This is a genomic window from Chlorogloeopsis sp. ULAP01 (assembly GCF_030381805.1).
In the GTDB taxonomy this organism is placed as follows: Bacteria; Cyanobacteriota; Cyanobacteriia; order Cyanobacteriales; family Nostocaceae; genus Chlorogloeopsis.
On record NZ_JAUDRH010000012.1, the window covers coordinates 101,179 to 127,166 of the forward strand.

The 25,988-nt window shown below is 40.7% G+C and carries 26 protein-coding genes; 3 read left to right on the forward strand and 23 right to left on the reverse strand.

The genetic code is table 11. The annotated features are described in order from the left end of the window. Window positions 1–48: 48 nt before the first annotated feature. On the forward strand, window positions 49–1,047 hold the full coding sequence (locus QUB80_RS22775) for a hypothetical protein (RefSeq protein ID WP_289791788.1): 999 nt from the start codon (window positions 49–51) through the stop codon (window positions 1,045–1,047). 100 nt (window positions 1,048–1,147) lie between these two features. Here QUB80_RS22775 and QUB80_RS22780 read toward each other — a convergent pair whose 3' ends face one another. After that, window positions 1,148–2,335 (reverse strand): RNA-guided endonuclease InsQ/TnpB family protein, encoded by a 1,188-nt coding sequence (locus QUB80_RS22780; RefSeq protein ID WP_289791789.1) that lies wholly within the window; start codon window positions 2,333–2,335, stop codon window positions 1,148–1,150. Between the two features lie 24 nt (window positions 2,336–2,359). Here QUB80_RS22780 and QUB80_RS22785 point away from each other — a divergent pair, with 24 nt between their 5' ends. Further along, window positions 2,360–2,545 (forward strand): hypothetical protein, encoded by a 186-nt coding sequence (locus tag QUB80_RS22785; RefSeq protein ID WP_289791790.1) that lies wholly within the window; start codon window positions 2,360–2,362, stop codon window positions 2,543–2,545. A gap of 107 nt (window positions 2,546–2,652) precedes the next feature. On the opposite strand, the gene dnaX is transcribed toward QUB80_RS22785, so the two are convergent. The 15 genes from dnaX to QUB80_RS22860 form a co-directional block, all read right to left on the reverse strand. Next, the gene (gene dnaX, locus QUB80_RS22790; RefSeq protein WP_289791791.1) at window positions 2,653–3,939 is read right to left on the reverse strand and encodes a DNA polymerase III subunit gamma/tau; all 1,287 of its coding nucleotides are present in this window, start codon (window positions 3,937–3,939) and stop codon (window positions 2,653–2,655) included. A 72-nt stretch (window positions 3,940–4,011) separates the two neighbouring features. Beyond that, window positions 4,012–5,361 (reverse strand): DNA polymerase III subunit beta, encoded by a 1,350-nt coding sequence (dnaN, locus tag QUB80_RS22795; protein WP_289791792.1) that lies wholly within the window; start codon window positions 5,359–5,361, stop codon window positions 4,012–4,014. A 77-nt stretch (window positions 5,362–5,438) separates the two neighbouring features. Then, window positions 5,439–6,386 (reverse strand): DUF5895 domain-containing protein, encoded by a 948-nt coding sequence (locus tag QUB80_RS22800; RefSeq protein ID WP_289791793.1) that lies wholly within the window; start codon window positions 6,384–6,386, stop codon window positions 5,439–5,441. A 131-nt stretch (window positions 6,387–6,517) separates the two neighbouring features. Beyond that, window positions 6,518–7,582, reverse strand: a complete 1,065-nt coding sequence (locus tag QUB80_RS22805) for a DNA methyltransferase family protein (RefSeq protein ID WP_289791794.1) — start codon at window positions 7,580–7,582, stop codon at window positions 6,518–6,520. Further along, on the reverse strand, window positions 7,557–7,883 hold the full coding sequence (locus QUB80_RS22810) for a hypothetical protein (protein WP_289791795.1): 327 nt from the start codon (window positions 7,881–7,883) through the stop codon (window positions 7,557–7,559). The genes QUB80_RS22805 and QUB80_RS22810 overlap by 26 nt, the downstream gene beginning before the upstream one ends. Then, window positions 7,880–8,554: a hypothetical protein gene (locus tag QUB80_RS22815; protein WP_289791796.1), complete on the reverse strand. Its 675-nt coding sequence runs from the start codon at window positions 8,552–8,554 to the stop codon at window positions 7,880–7,882. The genes QUB80_RS22810 and QUB80_RS22815 overlap by 4 nt, the downstream gene beginning before the upstream one ends. Before the next feature lie 63 nt (window positions 8,555–8,617). Next, on the reverse strand, window positions 8,618–9,451 hold the full coding sequence (locus tag QUB80_RS22820) for a ThiF family adenylyltransferase (RefSeq protein WP_289791797.1): 834 nt from the start codon (window positions 9,449–9,451) through the stop codon (window positions 8,618–8,620). Then, window positions 9,448–10,020 (reverse strand): Mov34/MPN/PAD-1 family protein, encoded by a 573-nt coding sequence (locus QUB80_RS22825; RefSeq protein ID WP_289791798.1) that lies wholly within the window; start codon window positions 10,018–10,020, stop codon window positions 9,448–9,450. The genes QUB80_RS22820 and QUB80_RS22825 overlap by 4 nt, the downstream gene beginning before the upstream one ends. Then, entirely contained in the window at window positions 10,013–10,711 is a 699-nt protein-coding gene (locus QUB80_RS22830) for a hypothetical protein (protein ID WP_289791799.1), read from the reverse strand. The genes QUB80_RS22825 and QUB80_RS22830 overlap by 8 nt, the downstream gene beginning before the upstream one ends. Then, the gene (locus tag QUB80_RS22835) at window positions 10,708–11,430 is read right to left on the reverse strand and encodes a hypothetical protein (RefSeq protein WP_289791800.1); all 723 of its coding nucleotides are present in this window, start codon (window positions 11,428–11,430) and stop codon (window positions 10,708–10,710) included. Before QUB80_RS22835 ends, QUB80_RS22830 begins: the two co-directional genes overlap by 4 nt. Window positions 11,431–11,474: 44 nt before the next feature. Next, entirely contained in the window at window positions 11,475–11,897 is a 423-nt protein-coding gene (locus tag QUB80_RS22840) for a hypothetical protein (protein WP_289791801.1), read from the reverse strand. A gap of 5 nt (window positions 11,898–11,902) precedes the next feature. Next, window positions 11,903–12,343 (reverse strand): hypothetical protein, encoded by a 441-nt coding sequence (locus tag QUB80_RS22845; RefSeq protein WP_289791802.1) that lies wholly within the window; start codon window positions 12,341–12,343, stop codon window positions 11,903–11,905. Then, window positions 12,340–13,287, reverse strand: coding sequence for a bifunctional DNA primase/polymerase (locus tag QUB80_RS22850; protein WP_289791803.1), 948 nt, complete (start codon window positions 13,285–13,287; stop codon window positions 12,340–12,342). The genes QUB80_RS22845 and QUB80_RS22850 overlap by 4 nt, the downstream gene beginning before the upstream one ends. A gap of 123 nt (window positions 13,288–13,410) precedes the next feature. After that, complete coding sequence (locus tag QUB80_RS22855) at window positions 13,411–14,142, reverse strand: hypothetical protein (RefSeq protein WP_289791804.1); 732 nt, start codon at window positions 14,140–14,142, stop codon at window positions 13,411–13,413. 150 nt (window positions 14,143–14,292) lie between these two features. Beyond that, window positions 14,293–16,995, reverse strand: coding sequence for a DEAD/DEAH box helicase (locus QUB80_RS22860; protein ID WP_289791805.1), 2,703 nt, complete (start codon window positions 16,993–16,995; stop codon window positions 14,293–14,295). Window positions 16,996–17,400: 405 nt separating this feature from the next. Between QUB80_RS22860 and QUB80_RS22865 the strand changes: the two genes are divergently transcribed. Then, a complete protein-coding gene (locus tag QUB80_RS22865) occupies window positions 17,401–17,814 on the forward strand; it encodes a hypothetical protein (protein WP_289791806.1) in 414 nt (137 codons plus the stop codon). A gap of 57 nt (window positions 17,815–17,871) precedes the next feature. Here QUB80_RS22865 and QUB80_RS22870 read toward each other — a convergent pair whose 3' ends face one another. The 7 genes from QUB80_RS22870 to QUB80_RS22900 all read right to left on the reverse strand — a co-directional run bounded on the left by QUB80_RS22870 (window position 17,872) and on the right by QUB80_RS22900 (window position 25,986). After that, the gene (locus QUB80_RS22870; protein ID WP_276752505.1) at window positions 17,872–18,207 is read right to left on the reverse strand and encodes a XisI protein; all 336 of its coding nucleotides are present in this window, start codon (window positions 18,205–18,207) and stop codon (window positions 17,872–17,874) included. Next, on the reverse strand, window positions 18,195–18,611 hold the full coding sequence (locus QUB80_RS22875) for a XisH family protein (RefSeq protein WP_276752506.1): 417 nt from the start codon (window positions 18,609–18,611) through the stop codon (window positions 18,195–18,197). The genes QUB80_RS22870 and QUB80_RS22875 overlap by 13 nt, the downstream gene beginning before the upstream one ends. A 57-nt stretch (window positions 18,612–18,668) precedes the next feature. Further along, a complete protein-coding gene (locus QUB80_RS22880; RefSeq protein ID WP_276752509.1) occupies window positions 18,669–19,490 on the reverse strand; it encodes a hypothetical protein in 822 nt (273 codons plus the stop codon). Window positions 19,491–19,581: 91 nt separating this feature from the next. Next, window positions 19,582–20,178 (reverse strand): DUF6884 domain-containing protein, encoded by a 597-nt coding sequence (locus QUB80_RS22885; protein WP_289791807.1) that lies wholly within the window; start codon window positions 20,176–20,178, stop codon window positions 19,582–19,584. Window positions 20,179–20,427: 249 nt separating this feature from the next. After that, window positions 20,428–22,587: a hypothetical protein gene (locus tag QUB80_RS22890; RefSeq protein ID WP_289791808.1), complete on the reverse strand. Its 2,160-nt coding sequence runs from the start codon at window positions 22,585–22,587 to the stop codon at window positions 20,428–20,430. A gap of 47 nt (window positions 22,588–22,634) precedes the next feature. After that, on the reverse strand, window positions 22,635–24,404 hold the full coding sequence (locus QUB80_RS22895) for a type IV secretory system conjugative DNA transfer family protein (protein ID WP_289791919.1): 1,770 nt from the start codon (window positions 24,402–24,404) through the stop codon (window positions 22,635–22,637). Window positions 24,405–24,507: 103 nt separating this feature from the next. Further along, a complete protein-coding gene (locus QUB80_RS22900) occupies window positions 24,508–25,986 on the reverse strand; it encodes a hypothetical protein (protein ID WP_289791809.1) in 1,479 nt (492 codons plus the stop codon). Between the last annotated feature and the right edge of the window lie 2 nt (window positions 25,987–25,988).

The window sequence follows — 25,988 nt, forward strand, 5'->3', positions numbered from 1 at the left end:
GAGAATTTCCCGTACAAAAGTTTCAGCTGTTTTTAAAAGGTATCAATTATGACAGTTGGAAAACTTAAATTAAAACCCGGTCAAGAAGTTAATGCAAATAAAAGTGACAAACGGGTAAAAAGAAGTGATAGTGAAATTTCAGTCACCACAACCTGTAATTCTTCTGAACAAGAGTCAGTAGAGCACGAACCCAAACCAAGGGAAGAATTTGCAACAGAGTCAGAATTACCGACGGCTGATACTGTAGTTGTTGCGGTCGAAGTGCTGGAAGAGCTAACCGAGGAGGAAAAAGCTGATCGTCACAGATTGGAACTAAAAATAGAACGGGCATTTTATGAAGCGGGTTGTGCCTTGAGGGAACTGCGGGAACGGCGGCTATACCGAAGTACTCATAGAACTTTTGAGGAATACTGCCGCGATCGCTTTAATTATAGTCGCGACACTGCTTACCTGAAGATTGCGGCTGCTGTTGTCTATGACAATATTCAGAAATTTTTGCCGACCATTGGTCGGCAAACTCCCATGCCGACCAACGAACGTCAGTTACGTGATTTAGCTAAAGCAAATTTTGAACCAGAACTTCAAGCGGCTGCATGGTTGCAGGGTGTAGAAGAAGCTGGCGGTAAAGTTCCTAGCGGACGCATTATTAAGGGAATTGTGGAACAGCTCAAGGAAAAGCCTCTGCTTCTTGCCAGTGATTTTTGCCAAATAGGTGAGGTGTTTACCTTAACTAGGTTAGAGGGTACTGAACGCAAATATAATGGCTGTTGGGCGATCGCAGTTGCCCTTAAAGAATTTAGTGTAGAAGTGGACGTTCATGACACTACTCTAAACGTGAAACCTGAAAACCTTAACAAAATTGATTCTCCGGAAGTACATCGCCAACTACCACAAATTAAAAAACGCATTAAGCGTTTGCGCGATTATGGAATACTAGATCGCTGTGCTTATACAGTGTTGGAGTCTCTGGGACGACAGACTTACTTGACCCCAGTCGAGGAAGGCTTGTTGGAATGGTTGGAGAAATATTATGGGGTTGATAGCTGAAACATAATAACTGGTCGATAGCAAAGCATCAAACGAGTATAAATAATTTGACATCCTCTCCCGCTAATCCTGACGGGATGTAGCGGGAGATTCCCAAGCCTCACGAATTGGGTTTCTGTTTCTTTCCCTTACGGGTTTTTCGCAACTGCCCTTTAGCAAAATGTCTATCAGGTCTTATGTTCGCTCCACAGACTGTAACGGTGTATCCCACCGCCAAAATGTTTTTCGCTGCATTGATATCCCTGTCGTGGTGCGTCCCGCAGTTGGGGCAGTCCCACTTCCTGATATTCAACGGCAATTTTTCAACAATATGCCCACAGTTGCCACAGCGTTTGGTGCTAGGAAACCATCGATCAATCTTCACCAAGGTTCGACCATACCATTTGGCTTTATATTCCAGTTGCCTCACCAATTCTCCCCATGCAGCATCGCTAATCGCACGGGCAAGCTTGGGATTCTTGACCATATTCTTAACTACCAAATCCTCAACTACTATCGTTTGGTTTTCACGAATCAGTCGAGTTGTCAGTTTGTGCAGATGATCTTTCCTGGAATCAGAGATTTTAGCTTGAAGACGAGCTACTTTGAGCCTTGCTTTATCTCGGTTACGAGAGGCTTTCTGTTTACGACTCAAAGACTTTTGGGCTTTCCTCAACTTTTGATAGTGTTTGTCAAAGGCTTTGGGATTAGCAATTTTCTCTCCTGTACTCAGAGTGACAAGGCTACTCACCCCAACATCTAGTCCAACAGTGCTATCGACTGGTTGCAAAGTTTCGTCAGATGGATCATTAATCCGCAAGCTGACAAACCAGCGTCCAGAAGGTTCAAGTTTAACAGTGATGGTACTAGGCTCGCATCCATTGGGCAGTTGCCTAGACCATTTAATTGGCAATGGTTGAGAACATTTAGCCAAGTAGACTTGCTCATCTTTCCATCGGAAAGCAGACTTGGTGAATTCTGCGCTGCCGCCACTGCGTTTCTTCTTGAAGTTGGGATATTTCGCCCTACCCGCAAAGAAGTTGGTGAACGCTGTTTGCAGATGTCTCAAGCCTTGTTGTAGTGGCACACAACTAACCTCATTCAAAAACCGGAGGTCTTCAAGTTTTTTCCAAGAAGTCAACATAGCAGAAGACTGAACGTAGTCAATCTTCTCTTGCCTCTCGTACCAAGCTTCGGTTCTCGCTGCCAAAGCCTTGTTGAAAACCAGCCGCACACAACCAATTGTCCGGCGCAACATCTGTTCTTGCTCGGCAGTTGGATACACTCTGTAACGGTAGGCTTTTTCCATACTTCACATTTTATCATTAAATCTGTGAAATACTTACAACCCGCTATCTACCAAAGTTTAACTACTCACTCGTCGCCCAAAGAGTCACCTGTTGCTGCTTTGCAGCAATTCGGCTCAGGGATGAAGCTCCTCGCTCGTCCCCATTCCTCTCACCGCCAAGAAGATCGCTGTGGCGGGAGTCTCCTGGGGGTGTTAGTTCAAGCTCTGTAAGGGGTGAATTTATCAAGATTAGGTTGTAGAAGATGTTATATAAAACTTTGTTATTATCAATCTTCTACAACGTGGATTCTACATAATTCTTGAAAACTGATGAGTAATTATTTAATAGACATTAGTTGTCTTTGTTGCAGCTTCTGAACAGCTTCTACCCATGCTGGTGCTCTTTTGCCATTAATGGGTGTAAGCTCTTGCCAGTGTTCTTGTAATTGGGCTTGTGTCATCTGAGGTAATTGAACATGCGCCCAATTGATAGCATCTTGGGGAGTTTTCCAATCTTTCCAAGGTTGCAGACTGTTCTTTTTAGTTGGAACTATCTCGATCAGGGTAGCTTCCAACCACAGGTGTGCTGCTTCATCCCGCATAAGATTTTGACGTGCCATTAGGAGTGCGATGCTTGATTGAATGCTGGTTGTACTCCACAATTGGGAGATGATTGTAAGTTCTTTCCAAGTGTCCTCCTCTAATTGAGTAAGATTTCTGCTATTGGGGTTAGTTTTGCAGACAAGTAGGTCTTTGAGGAAATTGACAAGACTGGTGTGGATGGTGGTTGGGTGCTTACCGCAGGTAATCCAATCTTGGAGAATGCCCAAGTTACCCGTGATTTCCCCTTTGGCGATATTTTCACACAAAGTGAGTAAATCGTGTTCGGGAATTGTACCTGATAGTTCCCACACCCAATTAGGAGTAATTTCTCCATCGCCCAGTAAGGTTAGCTGATCGAGAAGTTTGATTGAGTCGCGCAGATGTCCTTTACAAGCTTTGGCGATCGCCGTAACTGCTGATAGTGTGATGTTAATGCTTTGGTGGTGAGCAACCTCTACTAGGTAATCTACAACTGCTCTTGGTGAAACCCTTCTAAAATCAAACTTCTGGCAGCGAGAGGTAATAGTTTCTGGTACTTTGTGTATCTCTGTCGTACAGAATACAAACACTACATGGACTGGCGGTTGTTCGACTGTCTTTAATAATGCTTGCCACGATTGGTGAGACAGGGCATGACATTCATCCACTATCAGGATTTTGTACCTGCCCTCAATTGGTTTGAGTTGGAGGTTGGACACTATTTCACGAATGTTATCTACACCAGAGTGGCTGGCAGCATCAAGTTCGGTTACATCTACAGATGAGGAATTTGTGATAGTTTGACATGAATTGCACTTTCCGCAAGGTTCAGTTGTAGCATTCTCCAATGATTGACAGTTAAGGGATTTGGCGAGAATACGGGCTGTACTGGTTTTACCCGTACCCTTGGGGCCGGTAAATAGGTAAGCGGGTGCAATTTTCCCACAGGCGATCGCATTACTCAAAGTGCGAACAATATGCTCTTGACCGATAATTTGTGAAAGTTGTTGGGGACGATACTTTAGATGCAGTGGTGTGTACATATTTTTAGACTGTCAAGTTTTATAAATGGAATTTGTGTATAACCAGCACTATTACTGGCTATACTTTTTGGTTTATACGGTTGTGGTTTCCAATTCCGGTTTAGGTTTTGCTTCCTGCTTGCGTTTGCGGGATTTAGGTTTGTTAGTAGCAGGTGTATCAGATGTAGATTTCTCTTCCCGATTGGTTGTTTCATTGGATACCTGCTCTGCTTCTGGAAGTGACTCTGCTTCGGCGCTATTTTCTGCTACTGCTTCCGTGTCTGGTTTTGAGGTATCTTGAAGCTGCTGTGGTTTATTAAAATCCTGTACATCTACAGGCATAACTAGTGTTAGTTGGTCAAGTAATCCACCTACAGGAGAAATGATTACTGGCTGGAGAGGCTTGTTAAACCTGAACACGATTTCATCGGTTGAGATGTGCTTGAGTGCTTCTTGCAGGTAGCCGCTATTTAGACCAATACCGATGTTTTCTCCAACACTGGTTTGCGTTTTGATAAGTAGAGAATCTACCGCATCGCCAATATCAGTATTACCTGTCATTAATGTTGCTTGCTGGTCATTGACCTCCCATAGGATTTTGACGATTTTGTGTTTTTTCTCTGCAAAATGGCTAATTCTTTTGAGAATTATTTCCATTCCCTTGCGTTCTACAACTATTTCGTTGGCAAAGCTTCTAGGGATAAAGCTGTTGATATTGGGGAATTGTCCTTCTAGCAACCTGGATGTAAGTTCAGCATTTGGCAGGATAAATTGAATAGTGTTTTCTCCGACTTTGAGGGTACAACTGCTGTTTTGGGCTGCGTTCGAGAGGATTTTTTCTAACTCGGTAAGGCTTCTTCTAGGAACAGTAAATGAGAGTGGTTCGTAGCTTACTTCTAATTTGGAGGATACAAATGCAAGGCGGTGTCCGTCAGTGCTAGCACAACTCCAATTTTCACCTTGTAATTGAAAATGTACACCTGTGAGGACAAGTTTGGTTTCGTCAGTGCTGCTGCAATACAGACAAGATAAAAGTGCAGCTTGTAGCTTCTTGCTAGGGATACTGATAACGGTGGGGTTTTCTGTTTCTGGGATGCTAGGGAAATCTTCTGCGTTTCCTCCCACAATGCGACACTTTCCCGTACTGTGGCTGATTATGCAGCTGCGATCGCTAACCTCAATATCGAGTTCGCCTGATAGATTGTTAACCGTGTCAGCTATTAGTTTGGCGTTTAGTGCTACTGTACCTGCTTGTTTTATGTTAGCTATAGAATAAGTTTTGATACTAACATTTAGGTCAGTACCAATTACGGTGAGTTTGCCTGAGTCTGATGCTTCGATTAGCAGACTGCCAAGGATTGGGTCTACTGGTTTTGTAGATATGCCATTTTTGGCTGTTTCAATGAGTTCTGCAAGTACAGATTGAGCAATTGTTAGTTTCATTTGGGTTATATATCTTTTATGGATATTCATTCACGAGTGCTAGTTGTTACTAGCACTTATGTTTATTTTTAAAACACTCAGTACGGTAAGTCCTCAATAACGGGAGTTGAAGGTGGTAGTGCCATTACTTCGTTTGTGGCTTTACCAACTAAACGGTGGTGTTCGGCGACAACAGCAGAAGTTTTACCAATGCGATAGCTAAACTCAGGGTTAGCTTGCATCAATATTTGGAATTCTGCTTCTTTGTCCTCACAGAAGAATTCGAGGAAGTTGCTACCATCAGGGTTGGGAGATTTGTAGGATTCGACTACCGCTACCCAGGATTTATCGCGTTGGTTAATTGCTTCCTTGGGTTCGAGTGATGGTACGAAGGTGGGTTGGAATATACCAAGGCGGTGAAATTCTTGGGATTTTTCAGCAACAGGTACATCTGCAAACCTGGCGAACGCCACTTCTAGTTCCCGTTGGAATTGTTTATAAGCTTCACCAAATCTAGAAGAAGCTACTCCTTTAATTGAGAGAACGATTGGTTTGCTGTGGAGGTTGTTGTTGTTCTCATCCACTAGGTTAATTAAGTAGAACCGCCGCAGTACGACTTTATCTTTTCCTAGAGTTTGGTACATATCATATCCGTCACCGTACTCGTAGATACCGATAATTGCACCATCATCCCGTTGTTCGATGTACCTGGGAGAGATATCAAGAATGTGCATTCTAGGAGATTGCAGCAATACTCCCATCTCTGGCGTACCATTGGAAAAGGTATGTTTGTGGGTAGGTTCGCCTCCTTGCCAATCAATACCTCCTAAGTATTTATCCTTAATGAATAAGCCCACTTTCTCCGGCTCCATGTGGTTTATCATTTGGCATATGCAGACATTGCTCATGGGAGCGTTATATTCTGGGTTAGCAAATTTTGATATAGCAGACTTTCTCTGTTGGAGATTATCTGGAGTTGTAGGGGAAGGTGGTTGTTCTTTTTGTTCAGATGAAGTTGTACCAGATTTGGTTGGAGTTCTAGCCATAATTATTGTTGTTGAACTAGTTCAAATAAGGTGTGCATTTGCATATGTCGTGGTAAAAAAATAAAGCCGCCTGGATGTAAAAGACGACTTAGTAGATTTAATCGATTTAACAATATGAAGGTTGCTGTACATTATGGCTTGTGCATTTTGATGATTCGGGTGGTTACACCTGTGGGGTTATTTGATTTAAGAAAGGCATTTTTGGGTAAAGATTCATCGTATGCATTCCAACTTTCCAACCATTCTTTAAATTCTCGATATTTGCGGTTAAAGAATACTGATTCTGGAACAATTGCTATTAGTATTCCTCCTGATTGAATTAGCTCCCATGCATGATAAATATGTTCTACTAGCTGAGAGAATGGAGGATTCATGATGACGTGCGAGTAGAGATTATCTGTGGTATAACTTGGAAAATCTCTACCAACTAAATTAAACCCTTTGAGTTCGAGCATTCTGCGTAGAGTTGGGTTAATTTCTACTACTTCTAAATCCACTTGGGGGTATTTTTCGATAATCGCTTTGGCGATACAGCCAGAACCAGCACTTGGTTCAAGTATGCGAGAGTTTTCGTTAATTTCTGCTAATTGAATAAGGCGTTTACAAACATCAGGCGGTGTGGGGAAGAAATCTTTCCATGTCATCCCGATAATTTCCAATTCTAACTTGTTTAACTCCTGTTGAGTTGTACTTATCTCTTGGGGTTTAACATATAGTTGAATTTCCCTAATAGCAGATACAATTTCGCCTGCATTGTAGATACTTGCACGGTTGAGAGAATTTACCCAATCTTGGTAATATTTCTCGTTAAGGGTTTCTTGCAGTTCCTGGGGAGTTTTTCCCTGTTGAGAAATTCTAAACAGTGTCTCAACCTGTGACTTTTGAGAGATACCGCGCAGTACTTCGGGGATATTTCCCTTTTCCCACATTTGTGCGATCGCAAGCAACCAAGACTGGATTGTTTGTAATTCCATCCCTTCAGCGATAATCCCTTGGGCGATGCGCTTGCGGCGTTTAGTTGCTCTTTGGTTCCCAATAGCAGGATTGAGCTTTGCATCAATAGTTTTCTGCATTGATGTGGCTAGTTCTCGCAGCTTTGCAGCTTTTGTGGGGTTAGGTATATTGAAATTGAAAGTAAGGGTGTCGGCGGTGTCTGCTTGCGTTCCAGCTTTAAACAGTGATAGTGATAGCTGCATTTTCCTTCAAATCCTTGAGCGCGCATTCGACTATAAGAGATTCCTCTACATTCCAGGCTTTGACTTCCCAAGGGGTAGTTAGGCGTTCGCTTGGGCGAACAATCGCTTTTGAGCATTTTTCCTTGCAGGTAATCCATTTAAGGAATTTGTCTGCTTTTTCTTTGGAGTCAAACCCAAAGTAAGAAGTGATTCTTCTGCCTTTGGGATTTGTTATAGTTCCGACTCTTGGTGATAGGATATTGAAAGTCCACCCATTAGATGTAAGTTCGATTTTTTTGACTTTAATTTCCGAAGAATTCATAATTCGACTTCTGGGATAGCGTCTAGGTATTCTTGAGTTGAAATTTCTTTATTCATCCACCTTTGATGGATTATCTCCAAGTCTTCTTGTTGAGTTTCTTCTGCAATATCTTCCACAAAAAACTGTTTTAAAATTGATAAAAGCCTTTCTTTGAAGACTTGATTTTTTACTTGTGAATAGGTAAACTGATAGATATTATCTGTATTGACAAACAGGTAGATTAAGTTAATATGTTCGGGAGGTAATTGAGTTTTTTCGTGTAATAGAAATAATCTGAGTTGTGTATTCAATGAATTTTCTAGTACTTGGAAATTGGATAGTTTTTGAATAGTCCAATCTATTCCAATCACTTGTTTATCTTGGTAGATGATTAAGTCGTAATTAGCGTGTAATAACTGCAACTTGTAAAGATATTGCACTTCGGCATTCCATTCTTTGCTGCCAGGAATTTCTAGAAATGGTTTGACCGCTTTTACCCACTTGTCTATTTGAGGATATGCTTCTAATAGAGGTTCTACTGGTAAGCCTAACCCAATTTGTTGCATGATCAGGTGAAACTCACCACCAAGTTTTTCACCTGGGCTAATTGGGATTAGCCTTGTATTTACTTTTGAGTTTTTGCTTTCCTGTTCAATATTTTCTAACTGAATTGGATTGAATTTGTTCATCATAAATATCTGTCGTGATTGATTTTTCAAGACAGATATGTGTTAACTATTTGTGGTGATTATTATTTAAACTTGCTGGTATTTTTCAAGGTTGGTAATTGTGGTTTGGATGCTGCGACAGGACATGGTATTTAGATCGAAATAACTGGCGAACTTTGTGATTTTTCCTGTCAGGGTTAACTCTAAGAGGTATTGGGACGCGATCGCTGATGTCATGCGGTTAACAAACAACGATTGGTAGTTAAGTATTTGAATTTCCGCACACGACAGATTATTGGTGTTGAGTTCTTCTGGTTTGGGAAGTAGCAATTCGGGATGTATCAGCGCTGGTGAAGGTAGCTGTTTCCAGAATGAGGGAGTTTTTGGGTTGTCGCAACTATTTATAATGTAAAACTCCTGGTGGGTTCCCAATAGAATTTGTCCAGAGTGTGAACTATTGCCGCAGTCTAGCCAGAATATAGAAGCTTGTTCGCGAAGGCTATTATATTCCAAGCACGAGTGAATTTGCGCCCTGGCGGCGGCATTATCCACACAGCCTATAATAACCGTCAGTCTGTTCCACCTGTATTTGTTCATATAGTTGGGTGAAAACCAATCCAAAATCGCCTTTACCTCTAACCCGTACTTGGCGCTACACCTGGTAGCAAGACACCTAGCTTTAGGCAAACCCACCTCAGCTGCTTGGTAGTTTTGCCGGGCGATATTTTTAGGTTCGACTGTATCTCCGTCGATGATGGTAAGACTGGCTTCCTTGCCTACTCGGTTTAGTTGCAGCATGAGGCGGCACACTTCTTCAGCAAGATATCCTCCAGTACCGCCAGCACCTATCAAGATAAAGTCTACTTTCTGGTGGGGGTGGGGAACAACGGGGTAAGCTTTTTCACAGTCGAGTTGGATCATGGTTCAAATATAAAATTGGGAGCAATTTCAAAAAAGTGGTTATATATCCCTAACCTGCTGTATATTGTGGGGATTGTATTAACTGTCCCGACTATTGCAAATACGCGAAATTTCCCTGATTCCTCTTGGTTGTCTTGGCTACTGGGAATTGCTTTCATGCAGCCATGTGAATGTACTTCAACCAGTGCTTGCCTATATTGAGGGTTGTCTTGTTGTAGCGATCGCACGTGAGTCGATGATGCTTCCTGCATCGGAGTGTGTAACCACCAGCGATTATTCTCAACTCCCAGGTAGAAAAGTATTTCCTGATGGGGATTAACCCTTGCAGTATTAACGATGTCTGCAATCATACTTGCTGGCACTCTCGGTACATTTAACTTGAGATAAGGTTGTATTTCTGCTAACCCTGGTATCTTAGTACGGGCGATTGGCAGGCAAATTTCTAGTTCCGGGCGGTGCGATCGCAAAAAGACTCCATTAGCTGCAACCCAATATTCCTGAAGTTTTTGACTGTATGGGGGAAGGTTGGGATCGAATGTGTAGTAGTGACTGATGAAGGGATTACTCATGTTCAAATAGATACTTGGGTATGTCGTTAGGGCTTTTAATTCTTTGGTAGCTGCAACTTACTAATTCTTTGACTGGGAAGGATTTTGCACCCTGCAAACTGATTAGTAGGTTGCAAACATTGTGAGGATGCGATCTACACTTGTTCTGACTTAAATCCTGGTTAAAAGGGCTGTTCCAGAACAATTGCCAAGCTTTATTTATTGAGTCAGGATTGCAAGTAGGTGGGGTATTTTTACCGAAACAAATTCTATTCGAGTCATTCCAAATATTTGGTAAAGGCGCTTTGTATAACTGACAATCCTGCTTAAAGATTTTTCCCTTAATTACCCATAGATAGTAGCTGCTATAATTTCCAGCAAATATAAATCCTGGCATGGGAACAGTTATGGTTTTATTCCCTTCTAAAAGTTGTATTGTGATTGAGTATTTTTGAGGCGGGTAAAATTGAATAATACCTTCTCCGTTTGGTGTTTTCCCCCACCATAAAGTATTGGGAGATAACCATTCAGAACTAACGGTTTTAGCTGTAAATGCTTTTTCTACAGCTTCAGGTGATATAAACTTATGGCTAGTTTTATTCTCTTCTTTCTCTACTAAAACAAATTGACCTTTAAGTATGATTAAATGTCCTAGTACTTCTTGTTGTGGAATATTTGCAAGGATAGTTTGGGCGTTTACTTCTACATTCATTTGGCAGCTTTATTCCAGATTCTGATGATTTTATTTCGATTAGCTACTGATGTTTTTATCCAGTCGGATAACTCTTGAAATTGGTCTAACATGATAGTAGCTTCTTGCCATTTTTGAGCTAGAAAGACTATATTTTCTTCAGTCCAATCCCACCAATCTCCAGTTTCATAAGTTGTATCTAACCAGATGTTGCCTGTCGAGTAGTCCAGAATGCTAAGGCTAGTTGCTAAATATTGAAGGGGTGATTTAAACTTATTACAGATTTTCACAAGCTTTTGAAAATCTATATCCTCTACTCTTGCTATATAGTCAGGCTCAAATCCAAACTTCTCTTCCCAATATTCAAGCTGATACCCATTTCCCATAACCGACAGTAAGAACTTTTCGCTTGTTTCTAGACCTTCAAAGTCATTCTCCCACCATTCGATTATTTGTGGGACTATGGGAATATATTCATACTTGTCACAAGCTTCTATTTCATCAACAAATTCAACAGGGAATAGGTTTGAATCTACTAGCTGAATAAATTCAATTTCTCTATCTGAATAAATGCAATCAGGATGTGCTTTTCTATCGAGAGGAGTTATTGACTCATTCCACTGTTCTGGAAATAATTTTTGGTATAAGCTGAGTAAGTTTGCTTTTTGAGAGAGATTTTCCAGATAGATGATTGTTTCTTTGCAGATAATGGGTATTTTGAATAGTTCTAGTGATATCATAATTATGATGACTGCCGCTACGCGCAGATAGCGGCATTGTTTGACTACAGTACTGGGTAAATGCTGGGGATAGATGGTTGTTGTTTGAGAAAATTAGAAACTTTTTCTGTATATATCTCCCAGCTTTCTCCTACTTTGATTGTATGGGTTATTTCTGCTTGGATACTAATCAAAAGTTCTAGAGGTAGTTGATTTTTAATTTCTAAAAGTTTTAACTTCCAAGCTAATTCAAACGCTGGGTTAATTTGTTCTGGTGCTAATTTGAGTTCGGTGATACAATTACCCTTAGTTCCAGCGCGTTTAACTAGCCTGATTTCGGTTGTATCTCCTGTAGTTGTCCGAGTGATTTCGGCATTAGCATATTCTGGGAAATATGTGCTGATAGCAAGTCTGATTTTCTCATCGTTGCTTGCTGTTTCTTCTGGGATAGGGACTTGTTGACCTTCGATGATAGCGATATAATTCATGATGATTAGAACAGTGAAAGTTGTTTTTTGTTAGATTCGACTTCTTGATAATTGGCTGGTAACTCTCGCTTTTGTATTTGTTTCTTTTGGTTAGAACTTTTGGTAGTGACTTTTGTTTTTTCAGCAGCTTCAATGATTTTGGGTAGTGCTTCTTCTAACTGGTGAATGTAGTCTCTGAGCATTGGTTGTGAAGTTATTTCCTGATAGTTGATAGTTTCAATGATGGGTGGTGCGTTTCTGATACCAATTGATAGGATGGCTTGTTGCTCATCTGGATGAATGAGTATGGTTATTAAATATGTTTTGGAATTTAGAGTGCTGTTATCATCAACTTGCTCATCAATTTCATCATCTTCTGCGTTATTATTGTTACTAGAATTTAAATCACTACCGTAACTAACTTTGGGGTTAGTTATACTTTCCTGGTTTTGGTCTTGATTGTTCATGAAAGATTGGCAAATTTTGAGAGGGTACGGATGGTAATCCCGGTTCGCCTAAACGACTGCCATTTGTAAGCACATTCTCCCGGTTTATATTTGGGTGATAGTTGACTCCAGGTGTCCCATGCTTCTAGTAGAGTGGGACTGACTGATTTAAGCGCCATTCCTACCTGTATCCAAGTGATGTAGTCATCTGCGAACCGGGGGTGAATGACTTCCACAAATGTGAGTGCAGCCTGAATGTTAGTTTCGATATCTGGGTATAATTGGTATCTGTTTACCCCATATCTGCGGTTATATTTTTCTTGTGGTAGGCAAGTTGCCTTTTCCTTCTGCTTTGACATTTGGGTTATTACCCATTGGGGTGCGATCGCAACTTGTTTTTCTTGGGGACTGCAACCGGGAACCCACTGGTAATACCTCCCTTCTGGGTGATAGGAAGGAGGAAGGACTGAGACGTGATTTTTACCCCTAAACTCCAGATTTGATATTTTGCTAGAAGTAATTGACTTATGTTGGGGTATTAGGTATAGAAACTGGCATTTGTACTTGCCTCCAGAGGTAAAGGCGACTGTTGGTGGTAAGTATGCAAGTGCGCGATCGCATAATTTTTGGGGTGCAATCTCTTTTATTTCCTCCTCTTCTAGCTTTTCTGTAAGGATGAGTATTTGACCCCAGGCGTGTAGCCCATCGCAGTCGATGGCGATGATATGTCCTTGTGGTTGGTTATCGCCACAGACAATAGCAACCCCGGTGACACGTGTATACCTTTTCCCTGACCAAATCTTGCATTTAGTACGAATGAGTTCGGTTTGTAGCTGTTTGGGAGAATAAGTTTTATGCTGCCATTGTTTTCCTCCCAGAGGGCGTTTGCCGAAGGTAGGTACAATTTGCCAATTTGATGGTAATTGTTCCAGAGACGAGATGATTTTACGCGCCTGGGGGTGCATCGTTTCACGTGATTTTCACTTCTTTACTGTCGGTAGTTGTGTGCATGAGTTTTTAGGAGTAGTTAACATAATTCGTAATTTTTAATTAGAAAGTAGTGATTACGAACTACGAAATCCTATGGTTTAAGCTAATCGTTGGTTGAGGGCATTCTCAACTTGATAAGTCCCAAGGGTGCAGTTAGAATCGAGTGGGAATATGGGAAATTCGGGGAAGTTATTCATGGTTTTTGTTACTGTGCACAGCACCATTACTCCTTCTCTCCCCTTTTTTTCTTGATTGTAGTAATAACTGATTATTTTAAATTCGTTATTGCCTGCTTCAAATCTCTTTCCTGCAAATTGGTAGATAGCCTTTTTCCAATCGGGTTGCCAGCACATTAGAGTATCTATCGCCTTTTGTCTAAAGTCTGCTTTATCAATATGAGCAAGTATATTCAATATGCAATATTCTTTTTTGGCGATAACTTCACGGGCATAATTAATTAGCCAGTACTCTGCTTCTTGGAGAATGGCTTTTGATTCTCTGTTTAGGCATACTTCGTCATGGCTTTTTGCCATTACATATGCCCGTTGCTCAAAAATCATGCCGTTGAATCGCATTTTTAAATCAGATGGATAATACGTCATTAAATCAGCTAGTTCATTACTAATTGCTGGTAGGGGATATTTAATTAGAGGGCAAATTTTAACTTGATATCCCAATTTGACTGATTGATTAATTATGAGGTGAATATCTGATGCAGGAATGAAATCACCCAACTGATAGTTTGTATCTGTTAGTAAATATGCTGGTGCATGAATAATTTGGAATTTTTGGGGTGATTTTTCGCAGTCAGGAACTAACTCTACGTACATAACACTAACAAAAAGACTTTGCTTTAGCTAGCGTTAGTTTATGTCGTAGTTTTATTAATGCAGTATCGTATGTTAGTTTTTATAAACTGTTATTTAACTGTTTCATGAAAATTTTACTCTCTATATAAAATAGAAAGTAAAACCATTTTTTTAGAGAGTTTGTACCTGTTGTTGGATTAAATATTGAAGTATAGATAATCCAACTTGTTTGGAGATTGCCGTGTTATCATCAGGACACCTATAGATAACAGTACAGTTTGAACATCCGTGCTTGCATGGGCAATTTTCTACTAAAAACTGTGCCTTAGATATAGCTTTTTCCAGGTATTGAAATAGCGTATCGCACATTCCAGTTCCCCCTTCAACTGTGTCGAAGAAGTAGCCGACTAAATTAGGTTGCCTTGGTTCCTCATGTAGTATGAAATCGATATCCTTACTACTGGCTCCATGTTCAACTAGCGGAAGGGCTAGCATCAGTTGATGCGCTAAACTGTGGATGCAAATATCGGTTTCCTTGTATTCAAATAACTCTCTTTCCTCCCTGGAGATGTATTTCTGGTTCTTGATTACCGACCTAATTTGGTCTACCTTTGATTTGAATAAATTTTTTGCTTCCAGGTCTATTTCAACTTCCAGACAAGTTGTAGAATAGCTAATAGTTAAAGCTTCCTTGTACGGTACTTCTTCTACTAGCTGGATGATGTCTCTTTCTGTTAGTTGACTATTGCATATGGAACAGTTTTCTAATTTGCTTGCTAGGAATTGATTGTGATTTCTACAATCTCGATTCGGACAAGTCCATCTCAACTCCCGGTTGTATAACTTGTATCCTGATACTGACTCTGAAATTTTACATATTTTGGGAGTAAGTTTTATTACTCCTTTTGATAGTTGAATTAACTTTTCTTCGCCTGTTGTTTTGACTTCTTCAAATCTAATTGCTCCTTGAGGACGGGTAAATAGGTTTGTTTGGGATGTTGGTTTAAGAAAGGCTTGTCCCTCCTTGATTTTGAGTTCTAATGACCGATACCAAACGGGGTTGCCATCAAAATCTTGTGCTATGTAAATTGCATCAGGGTGTACCTCCCTCAACGCAGAATTTACAGCACTTTGTTCAAATTCTTCTCCAGTCGAGGTGTTGATATAGTCGATGTTGTTGCTTCTGCTTCCCCTAATTTTGATATCACCGTGTATGTAGCCCAAATGGCGGGCGCACGCTAGCTTGTTATTAAAGCTGTACACAAGCTTTTTGTCTTCAAGTAGTTGGTTTGCGATCGCAACTCCCACTTGTCCGAAATGCTTGGCAATTTGGTTGATTGTCGGGCGTGATTCTTTGCAGCAGGCTAGGATATGTGCTTGTAGTAGGTTTTCAAAATTGGGATTGAAGTTGATTACCTCCGGTGGGTCAATCAATAACCGTTCGGGGTGGTTTGAATAGTATGAGTCTAGGATTGATTGCCTGGAAGGGATAAATACTATCAAGCCTTCTTCCTTCCTACCAGCACGACCAGCCCTTTGGCGGAAGGAGAGGATGCTGCCGGGATACTTACAAATGAGTACGGCATCAATGCACCCCAGGTCAAGACCCGCCTCAAGTGCAGACGTTGAGACTATAAATTTAACATCTCCAGATTTTATATCCGCAATGATTTTTCTCCTTTGATTGTTTTTCAAATTGGCGTAGAATGCAGAGATAGTATTTTTGAGGTGAGGTAGTCCATTTTCAACTAATATTTTGCGAATTGTTTGGGTTAGGGTTTTGACCGTTTCGCGACTATCGCAAAAGCATATTCCAACCACGTCTTTACTAACAAGTAAAGCTGCTATTTGGGCGGTTGTGTACAGAACACTATTTTGGGGCTTGAGACTGATAAAAGTGGTTTGAGCTTTTCTTGCCCCACTTTGACTAATAACCGTAAGATTTTCCCTCCGATTGGAAATCTTTTGGGCTATCTCTTGACTATTGTTTATAGTAGCTGAGGCATAAATGTATTTTAGTTGTGATAAATTGCCTCCTGCTTGTTCTATTATTAGTTGGGTGCGACGATTAAGTAAAGCAAAATTAGCCCCAAAAATTCCACTATAGAAGTGAAGCTCGTCCACTACTATAATGGATATTTTGCGTAAGGTTTCAACGAAATTGTAGTTATCAAATTGGTAGTTGTTAAGCTCATGATGCCATACATCGGGAGTAACACAAATAATCGAGGGTTTGTGTGTATAAAGTTTTTTGCGTTCTTGGGATGGAGTATCGCCATTAATATTGAGAATTGCAGGGCGAATTGACTCTGGTAGAAGGTTTACAAATTCCCTGATTTTTTCTTCTTGGTCAAATGCTAGGGCTTTGAGGTTGAAGAAAATGATACAGGAGTTACCTTTGAAACATTCGTGAATGACTGGAAGTAGGAAAGATATGCTCTTTCCACTAGAAGTTGGTGTTTCAAGAATAATATCATTTCCTTGATTGTACGCTTCCCACGCTTCAATTTGGTGGGAGTATAATTGATTAATTCCTAGTTGATTGATGGCATTATTTACTGCTGAATGAATACTATCTGGAATTGGTTCTAGGTTAGCTGCTTGTTCGGGTATTACATCACAGTAGGCAAGTTTATTTCTACCTTCTATGTCAGTAGCTATTTCTTGATATATGAAACTTTTTGAGGATGGTGTATCTTGAATTTGGGAAAGATTTCCTTTCTTTATTTCTTCCTCCCAATTGAAGATAGTTTGGCTAATTACGCCTTTTCGGAAATAAAGGTTATCGCCGATAATTGCACTAACTTGGATTATCCCATGCTGCCTGGAGTAGATGCTGCGACTTGGTTGTAACCACTCTGGTCGGTTGCTCATAAAAAACTACCTACTTGTTGTTTTTAATAAGTAGGCGTCAGTGGTTGTAGTGGTTTTTATACAGATTTGATTATATTAATTTAATCGCCTGGATATACTCAAACAATTTTAATGGGACTGCCTACGCCGCAGTAGACAACATCACTAATTATATGACTAAAGTGAATTGTCAAAAAACTGATCTCATAGGACTAGGGATCATTGTTTGTTAGATACTCGATAGAAATAGAATTTATTATATAAATAATCAGAATAATTTGATTTTAATACCTTGGATTTCAAAAGCCAATGGGTTTTGACTTTATGAAATTTTGATATTACTGAGTGAACTTTGATTAAAGACAAGATTACCTTGACAATTGGAATAAATAGGTTAATTTAGATTATGTATATAGATATTTACTTATGAATTATGCTGAACGTAAATCTCAGGTTGAACTGTTAATTGAGTGGGCAAAGGAAGAGAAATTTAATGATAACGAGATTACTGTATACGACGATTTTTTTGCTGAAGGGGGTATTGAGAACCCTGGCAAGATGACGGAGCAAGATGCCATTAACTTTATTAAGTTCTTAGACCGTTGTGATGCGTCGAACGAATTTATAGCAAGCGCTTTGACTCGATTGGCACAGCTTGCTCCAGCGAGTGTGGTGTCACAAATACTAGAAAGTGATGTAGATGGAGATGGTTTAACTTTAGCTCAAGAGCTAAAACTTGGGACTAAGGCTACTGAATATAATACATCAGCCCAAATAGCTGCTGCGCGTCAACAGCAATATCAAGCATTTCCATCCAGGGATTCTGATTTTGAGCTTTAAGTTTTATGCAGTTTTTTTCTAGCAATTATTGTTACTTGTAAACAGCGATATTCTCCCCTATGCCACACCATACCCTGTATATGGACGCTTGTAGGGCGGGTGCAATCCCAAGATAATATCTTCCTTTGATACCCCCATCTCTACTAATGCTTGAGCAATATCTAGCTCAGTCGTATTGCGCTGAATCCAAATCTTGCCATCTTTAATATCCAAATGGATAAAACAGTTATATACTCGCTTGAGTCCTTCCCAACCAACATCCAGCAATTGATAATGGTCATGTTCTGTATCAAAAACCAGCTGACACTCAACATCTGGGTTACTATTTTCCGCAGATGCCTGTTCAGTTAGCAAGTTACGGATGCATTGGCGGTAGTATTCTATTCTCTCCATTCGATAACCTCCTCTTTAATTGGGTCGTAGACAACGAGCTTTAGTTGATAAAACTTGACCGCTTCTTGAACAAACAGTTCTTGGAAGAACGTTTTAAAAGTATCAAAAGGTACTGCCAGATAAAGCGTCCGGTCTGGTTCTTTCATTTGTAGGGCAAGCCGATAGTTGAGAAATTGTCCCAAAGCTACGTGAAAGTCAGTAATCGCCGAACTATTTAGAAAACTTTTTACTTCAACTGCTATTTTTCGCCCTGCTTTCTCAGCTCCTAATATCTTTTCTGCTGCTAAATCAATCTCGAACTTCACACCTTCAATTTTTATTATGAGCGGATCGGCTGTAATTATCCACTCTTCCTTCAGTAGTGCTTGTTTGACAGCAGCATGAAATAGGTCTTTGGCTGACATCTCTCCTCAGTGTGCTTTTAACTTTATCTTATTGTATGTAAATTAAAGTAATATTTGCTACATAGTAAATCCAAAGATGATACTTATGACATCATCTGGAGAGATTTGGAATTTGCGAGCAATACTATTTATATTAGCTTCTCCGTTCATGTGTTCTTGTAGTATTAGCTGAATCGTTGATTCAGATATCTTTGCTTTTTTACCCTGACCGATGCTAGTATAATAGCTTTTAATAAACTCGTTTATTTCTGCTCGTTCAAGTTCTTGCCAACATTTTTTACGGTTGCTCCAAAAACAATTCCCAGGTGCATAATTTCCGGTAGCATCTATACGGGCGATGATTGTATTTTTGGGAGCAGTTCCCATATCTACTAAGAATTGGTTAAAATCATCTTTCCAATCTGGATGTACCTCTATTCCACAACCACCATGTTTTTTATAAAAGGGGTGGTTTTTGTTATAACAAACCTGTTTTATATAATTCCATGAGTGGTATTCTCTTGAATTTTTTGATGTGATTTTGATTGCTTTTTTTCTTCTACATCCGCAGCTATTAGTATTACCAGCAATTAGACTGTGTTTGTAGACATATTTCTCTGTTCCACAGCTACAGCGTACTAAAACTTTTACAAATCTACCTGGTTGTTGTATTTCTGTGTTGTCAATTACTGTTAGTTCGCCGAAGGTTGTTCCTACTTCTATAAGATTTCCTTTCTTAATACAGCCGCAGCTTTTTGTTTTACCATTAAGAAGATTGTACTTGAATACTCCTCTTTCCGTACCGCAAGCTGTACACTGACATAGTATTTCTGTCCCTTGGTTTTTAAGTACTTGCCAGTAACCAAATTTTTCTCCTATGTCAATAGTTCGACTATGCATATTTACTAATATTTATTAATATATTTGTTTCTATAAAAATCTGATGAATTAGCTAATTCTTGATTAATACAAGAGCCAGCTAACTATCATTTTATATCTTGAGTTCGAGTTGTTTGGGTGCAGATAATTGGTCTGTTAACCACCTAATTTGCTGTCCAATACCCAAACCTTCCATTGGTGTCCTAATAACGTATTTATGCGCCTTTAATATAGGAATTACTTGCTTTCGATACAGTTTGCCAGTTAGGAAGACAATTTCTGTATCTGGGTTGGCTTTCTGCATGATTCTGCGGGCTACTTTCTGGGCCCACTGCTGGCGTTCTTTAGGGGATAGGGAGTGGGGGGATAAATCATAGGGCGAGATTATTTTTTCTGGCTCAAGAACTTGATGTAGAGGTGATAGGATGTTCCATTCGCCTTGGGTTTGGGCATATTTGCGACAAGCCTGGAAGTGCTGGGAGCAATAAACTTCCTTCGCCGCTGCTTTTTGATTGGTTTGTTTCCCACATCCGGCGACAAGGTAAAGAGTTTTTGGTTTGCTGAGATAGTGATAAGTTGCCAGTAGCGAGTTAAGGTTATGTGCCAGACGCATAATGCTTGCTGGGCGGTTGTTTATCTGCTTAGGGTTTATGCGATGATTCCGTGCGATCGCACAAGTCCGACAGTTGCACCTGGCTGCTTGATGCATTGGACATCTAGTCAGGCTTTCCCCATTGTTGAATAGAACTGTATGGAGAGAGAGTCCGTGAATAACGGCGAGGGGTGTTCTACTGGGCAGTTTTTCCTCTGCTATCTTGATAAAAATCTGTGCCTGTTGGAGATTATATTGTCGTCGCCAGTCAATATTTCTAAGGAGTAGATTATCGGGGCAAGTTACAATATCGCCAGGGCGGCTGCGCTCTCGATATCGGTTGGCTGCATAATATGCGTCACATTTCTATTCTATTTCTTTGGATTTCCCTTGAGGTGTAGCAGCGGCGACTGTTTGCTTTTGAGGGAAGCTAACAACCTGGGTGGGGGTAAACTGCTGTTTGATTTCTTCAGCCCGCCATTGTTGCAAGTCCTGCATGATGTATTTGAGGGGGGTGAACTCAATAGTGCTTTCCCCAAGCCTTTGTACCTCGTTTGTTTTGTGGGTCATGATTTTGAGGTACATTTCCCGCTGGTCGGCGATCGCCAACTTACCATCGTTGTCTTTAAGCTTTTGCAGGATTTCCTCATTATCCTGATTGAGTGCCCCTCCCCAGGCAAGACCTCCTTTTTTTGTCATCTCTGCCCACTGTTGAGCAATGTAAGGATGTACTTTAACAGGAATATCACCTGCACTTTGGATTTGTTGGGGTTGTTGGGCAGGGGGTTGTTGGACGTGTGCTGTTTGTCCGCCCTCGAATATCTGTTCAAGATTGAGTTTGCTGGCGTTTTGGGTAATAAACTTTACCTGATTGATGTCGTAGTCACTGATATTTATCTTGGCGACTTCTTTTTTTATCCCCTCCTCAGTTTTAGTTAAGTCAAATTTGACTAATTCCTGAGTACCCCTTTCCTCAGTTTTTTTAAACAATTGCAAGCTGGCTTTCTTGCCTTGAGGGTCACGGGTGCGTTTAATGGTAAATTCTCCTACAGTAAGTTCATCTTTCCCTACTGCCAAAAGAGTATTGTTGAGAGTGTCCAACATCTCGTTTTGTTTGAACACTTCCAGGGTTTTGATAGTGCCAACGGGAGCGAGACTGCCGAGGGTGTTTGCTACATCTCGGATGTCTGAAGTACTGAGGTTGGGTAGCGTTCCTTTATCTTGCAGGTGTTCGCCTACTATCAGGAATTCTTGGCGTTCGACCCCTAACATTTCTTGATTCTGTTTGGTAATTTTGGGTTCCCTGTTTCCCTTACCGGGTTTGAACTCAAAGAGTGAATTTTTCCACCCCTGAAGTTCGTCACTGCGACGATGAATGCTAATGGTGCCTCCCTCTTGCCGAATTACAAAGGCATCACTTCTATAAATACGGGAACCATCCTGTTCAATGGTGCCGTATTTTTTCAACATCTCGGTTGCAGCTTTGGCGATATCTTTGTTTTCGCCCTTGTAACGTTCTTTTTTTGCTTGTTTGTTTTTTATCTCGTATACAGGTACTTCTACCTGGCGTGCCCACTGCTGCGCTTGTGGTTCTACCCCTGGTGTTTTTGCTACCTGTTGGTAAGTATACTGGGCAGCATATTGTTCTTCTTCCTCCAAACTTTCCTTTTTGGGGGTTGCGCGCTTTGCGATTGCGCTTTTCTCTTCTTCCTCAACGAGCTTTTTATTACTGGTAACTGGTATTTCTTCTGAAGTATAGTTTTCTTTATTTTCTACTTTTTCCTGAAGATTACTGCTGACAAATTCTTTGAGGTTTTCTTCTACTTTACCTGGCTGATTTTCTACTGTTTCTGGGGGTATAGTTGATACAGTGGACTCAGAATTTTCGAGATTTGAAGGTTGGTTATCTACATTAGTTTCAGATTGTAAATCGCTTTCCTGACCTTCTATAAATTCTTTAGTATCTTGGTAATTCTTGACAATATCAGATGAAGCAGGTAGTAACTTTACTATTGGTTCGTAAGCTACATCAATAATTTCATCTTGAGAAAGGTTTTTTGTAATTAAGTTAGTCCTACATTTACCTTCATCATCTTGTTCATAAATGATAATTTTATTACCTGAAGAGGTATAGGCAGTTATTTTAATAGCTGCTTCGTAATCTCCAGGTTGATTATCATCTAAATCTGGTACATCTTGTACTAGACGAATGGCAATAGTTTGGGCTTGAAAATCTGTTATTTGTGCGCCTTCTCCTTGGGTAATAACTTGATGATTTTGAGGGTCGCATAAGTCTATTTTTTGCCATTTGTAAGCTCCAGGGGTAGATTCATCGGGGATCAGATTGTAAGTATCCTTACCAATTGTGATTGCGATTTTATCTGCTTCTTCTCTTTCTTTAAGTATTTCCCTAATCTTTTTATAAGTCTCAATCAGGATTTTGGCTAAATCCAAAGCTGCTTGGCTGGTGGTACTGGTTATTTGAAGATAGTTATCTGTTATTTTTTGTTGCTGGGTGTCGAACATGGTGGTTTTGGTAATCTATCGAGAAATACTGATAAGTTTTGTATCTATCATGAGAAAAATTCCTTATAGCTATCCACAGGCAATGGTGCATTTCCTGCTTGTACGGGTGCTTGGGGAATTGGGAAACGCTTATCTACCTCTTTTACCCTAATATCCAAATCTTCTTGAGTTGGTCGTTTTTGAGTACTTTTACGAGCAAGCTTATTGATAAGTTTGTCCCAATTTTTGCTGTTTTCTTCCTCCAGTCTGATGATATATTTTGGTACTTTAATATTTTTTAATATGGGTACAGAACCCTCTTTTCTATTATCATAAGCAGGGTTAATAAATACGCATTTACCGGGTGGTAACTTGAGAAACTGAGCAGGCTCAAATAATTTCCGAGTTTTCTCTTGGTCGGAGATTGAAATACTAGTTTTCCCCCCGACCATTGACCGGGATTTCTGCTTATATTTAATTTCTTCTTCACCAAGGTAAGCACTAAAAATCCTTGCGGATTCTTCTTCACCTGGGTTGAACACAAACTTTGTACCGCACGCACCGAGGATAGCTTTGGCGATTTCCTTACCATAGATTTTTTCTAACTGTCCCATGTTTTGCCAACCGAGGATACCGCAGAATCCTTCAGAACGTGATTCGTTGAGCCACTTAAATAAGTCTGGTAAGAAAATTGACGGCAGTTCATCGACAGAAACCACAAGCGGCCCAGTTTCTTTCCGCTTTTTGGCGATACTGCGGGCGACGGTCATATGCATAATAGAGGTCATCAAAGGACCCACTGCATCTCTACGTTCCCTGTCCAACCCAAATATAATCATCTGCTTCTTGCCTACCTCCAGTGGCAAGGTAGTCTTACCAATAAAGCAACCGAGAGTGTTTTTCGCCATGAAGCGGGTAAACATTAAACTAGCGGTACCGGCGATACCGGCGATGGTCTTTTCCGAACCAGCCGAGCTAAATAATTGACCAAAAGCTATCCGTATCCACGGGTTAAGGCTAGCAGCCATTAGGCGTTCGACCATCTTTTCGCTCGACAGGATAGCCGCTGCGGTCATAATGTCTGCGTACTCACCAAACTCTTTGGTTAGCATTAAAATAGCCTGCGTCAACTGGTCGCCGGCGGGGCCAAAGAATGCATCTTCAGAGGCATTTCCTAACAGGCGGAAGTTTTTGTTGATAACTGTAGCTAACTGCCGTGCGGTTTCAGCATCGCTACTGTCGCGCAAGAAATCGATTGGGTTACATACCTCTGATTCGGGAAATCCCGGTGCAAAGATATGTACGTCATACCCCTTGGATTTGGCATAACTGGCGATTTTAGCTTGACTAGCATACTTAAAGTCGTATAATACTATACCAAAATCTTGGTCAATTGCTGAGTAAATCATCGGGTTAATAGCTGAGAAAGATTTACCGCTACCAGGTGCACCAATTACGGCAGTCCCGCGTTGGACATCGGGTACATAAACAGGGACTCCCCCACTCCCCTTTGGTGGTTTTTGACCTTTATATCTATGTACTCCAATATACAAGCTGGCACTGTCGTATTTAGGAGAAGTGATTTGTTTGAGAGCTTTTTTCTTAGCTTGGGCGGTTTCCTTTGCTCCACCCCAATAGCTAGTAGCAAGCTTGCCTTTTTTGCCATTACTAAAAAGCTGTAAAAGCAACAATAAGCCAATTCCCCCTGCAAGTACCAAGCCTTGGGGTGAGATTAGCTTATCTGTATATATACTAAAGTCTTGATTGCTGCTTTTTTTATCAGCCTTTACTTCCCTAACAGTTTTAGTTTTGGCTGTTGCCAATAAGTAATTCATAATTAATATGCGTTAATTTTGCATAAGGAAATCGAAGAAATATGCGATTTTTTCATTGCATATTTCCTCGTATTTCGTATTGGTGTGTTGAGGAGATTGAGGAAACTTAGGGGGTTACTTTTTTGGGCACGCTGAGGGGAGTACCAAGGATAATTGGATCTATTTCCCGATAGGTGAAGAAGGGAACGGGGCCAATGAAGTAAGGCGAGCAGCCTAAATCAATCCATCCACGCTTGCAGATACGGAAGAACATTGCGGTGCTAATACTGCCGTCCGCCTCGTTAATGTCCCAAATGACTTGTTTAAATGATTTGCCGAAGGGATGTCTTCCTGTAGGTTCTTTTCCGCCGTTAAGGTTCCCCAAAATGCCGAACCCGCCTTTTACCTTTTGGTCTTTACCAGACATCCACTGTGCACCAACGACTATATCACTCCCCGAAACTTCGATATGACCACACTTTTTCTCGCACGGCACATTAAACCCAGCTTGATAGCTACCGCTTATTGATTTCCAGCGTCCGCTTTCAAGCGAACCGAGGGGTAAGTCTACCTTGCCGATAAAGCTAACATCGGGAATTGGTACACTGGGGAACTGGTCAAACGGAACATCAACTAATCCTGGAACTTGATCAATTGTTGTGTTTTGCCAGTTCGTGAAGTCTTTTAGCTGTGCATCCTCAATGCCAGGGATGCTGGTTAGCTTATACTTATCGAGTTTGACATACTTACCGAGTTCGGCTTCTCCCAGTTCGGGATAGTTGTCTAACACCTCACCAACAGTTTGGTAATCTGCGGCGTTGCCTGTAACTTTGGTTACTAGTTCTTGAATTGGTGGGATTGCTCCCACTTCCAAATCTTCTAAATTAGGAATAGATAAAGCAAGGTCTTCGAGTGTTTGCCACTTTAGTGTCTCAAAGTCAGATAGTTTGAGGTCTTTGAGTTTAATACCTGTGATGTTGGCGATGTCTTCAAGCGTGAAATCTTCAATATTGAACTCAGTTGCCTCAAAATCGCCTAATTCCATGACTTCGGAAAGGCTTTGTCCGGCACTCCAGGTGCGGCTTTCCTTCATCCCAGGATTGTTGATATTGGGGAATTCAACACTACCCCCTTCCCCAAACTTCATATTTTTGAACGTGATATTACTCCAATCAGGAGTAGGTGCACCGTTGACGTATTTAACTGCGATAGGTTGTTTATTGGCGGTTTTGGCTTGTTTGGTAAGATTAACCGAATGATTCAAATTTGAATACTTCGATGCAACTGTCTGGGCTAAAGCTTTCTCTCCAAATAGAAGACTACCGATATTGTAATTACCTCCAAACCGGATTAACCCGTGCAGGACGAGTCCTGCTATCATCCCAGTAGCCATGAGATACCGCCATGTATTCATTTTTTGTTCCCGCCATTGGTATCCCTTGCTGGGTAAGCTTTTCGGTTGGCTGGCTACTTTTGTTTGTACCGGGACAATTGCGGCTATTTCATCATTTACTTGGATGGTGTTTTTCTGTTGGTTTATTTCTTCGTTTGTAATATATATTACTTTAATTATTTGGTTGTCTGTTGCGAAATCTCTGGTTTCCATAG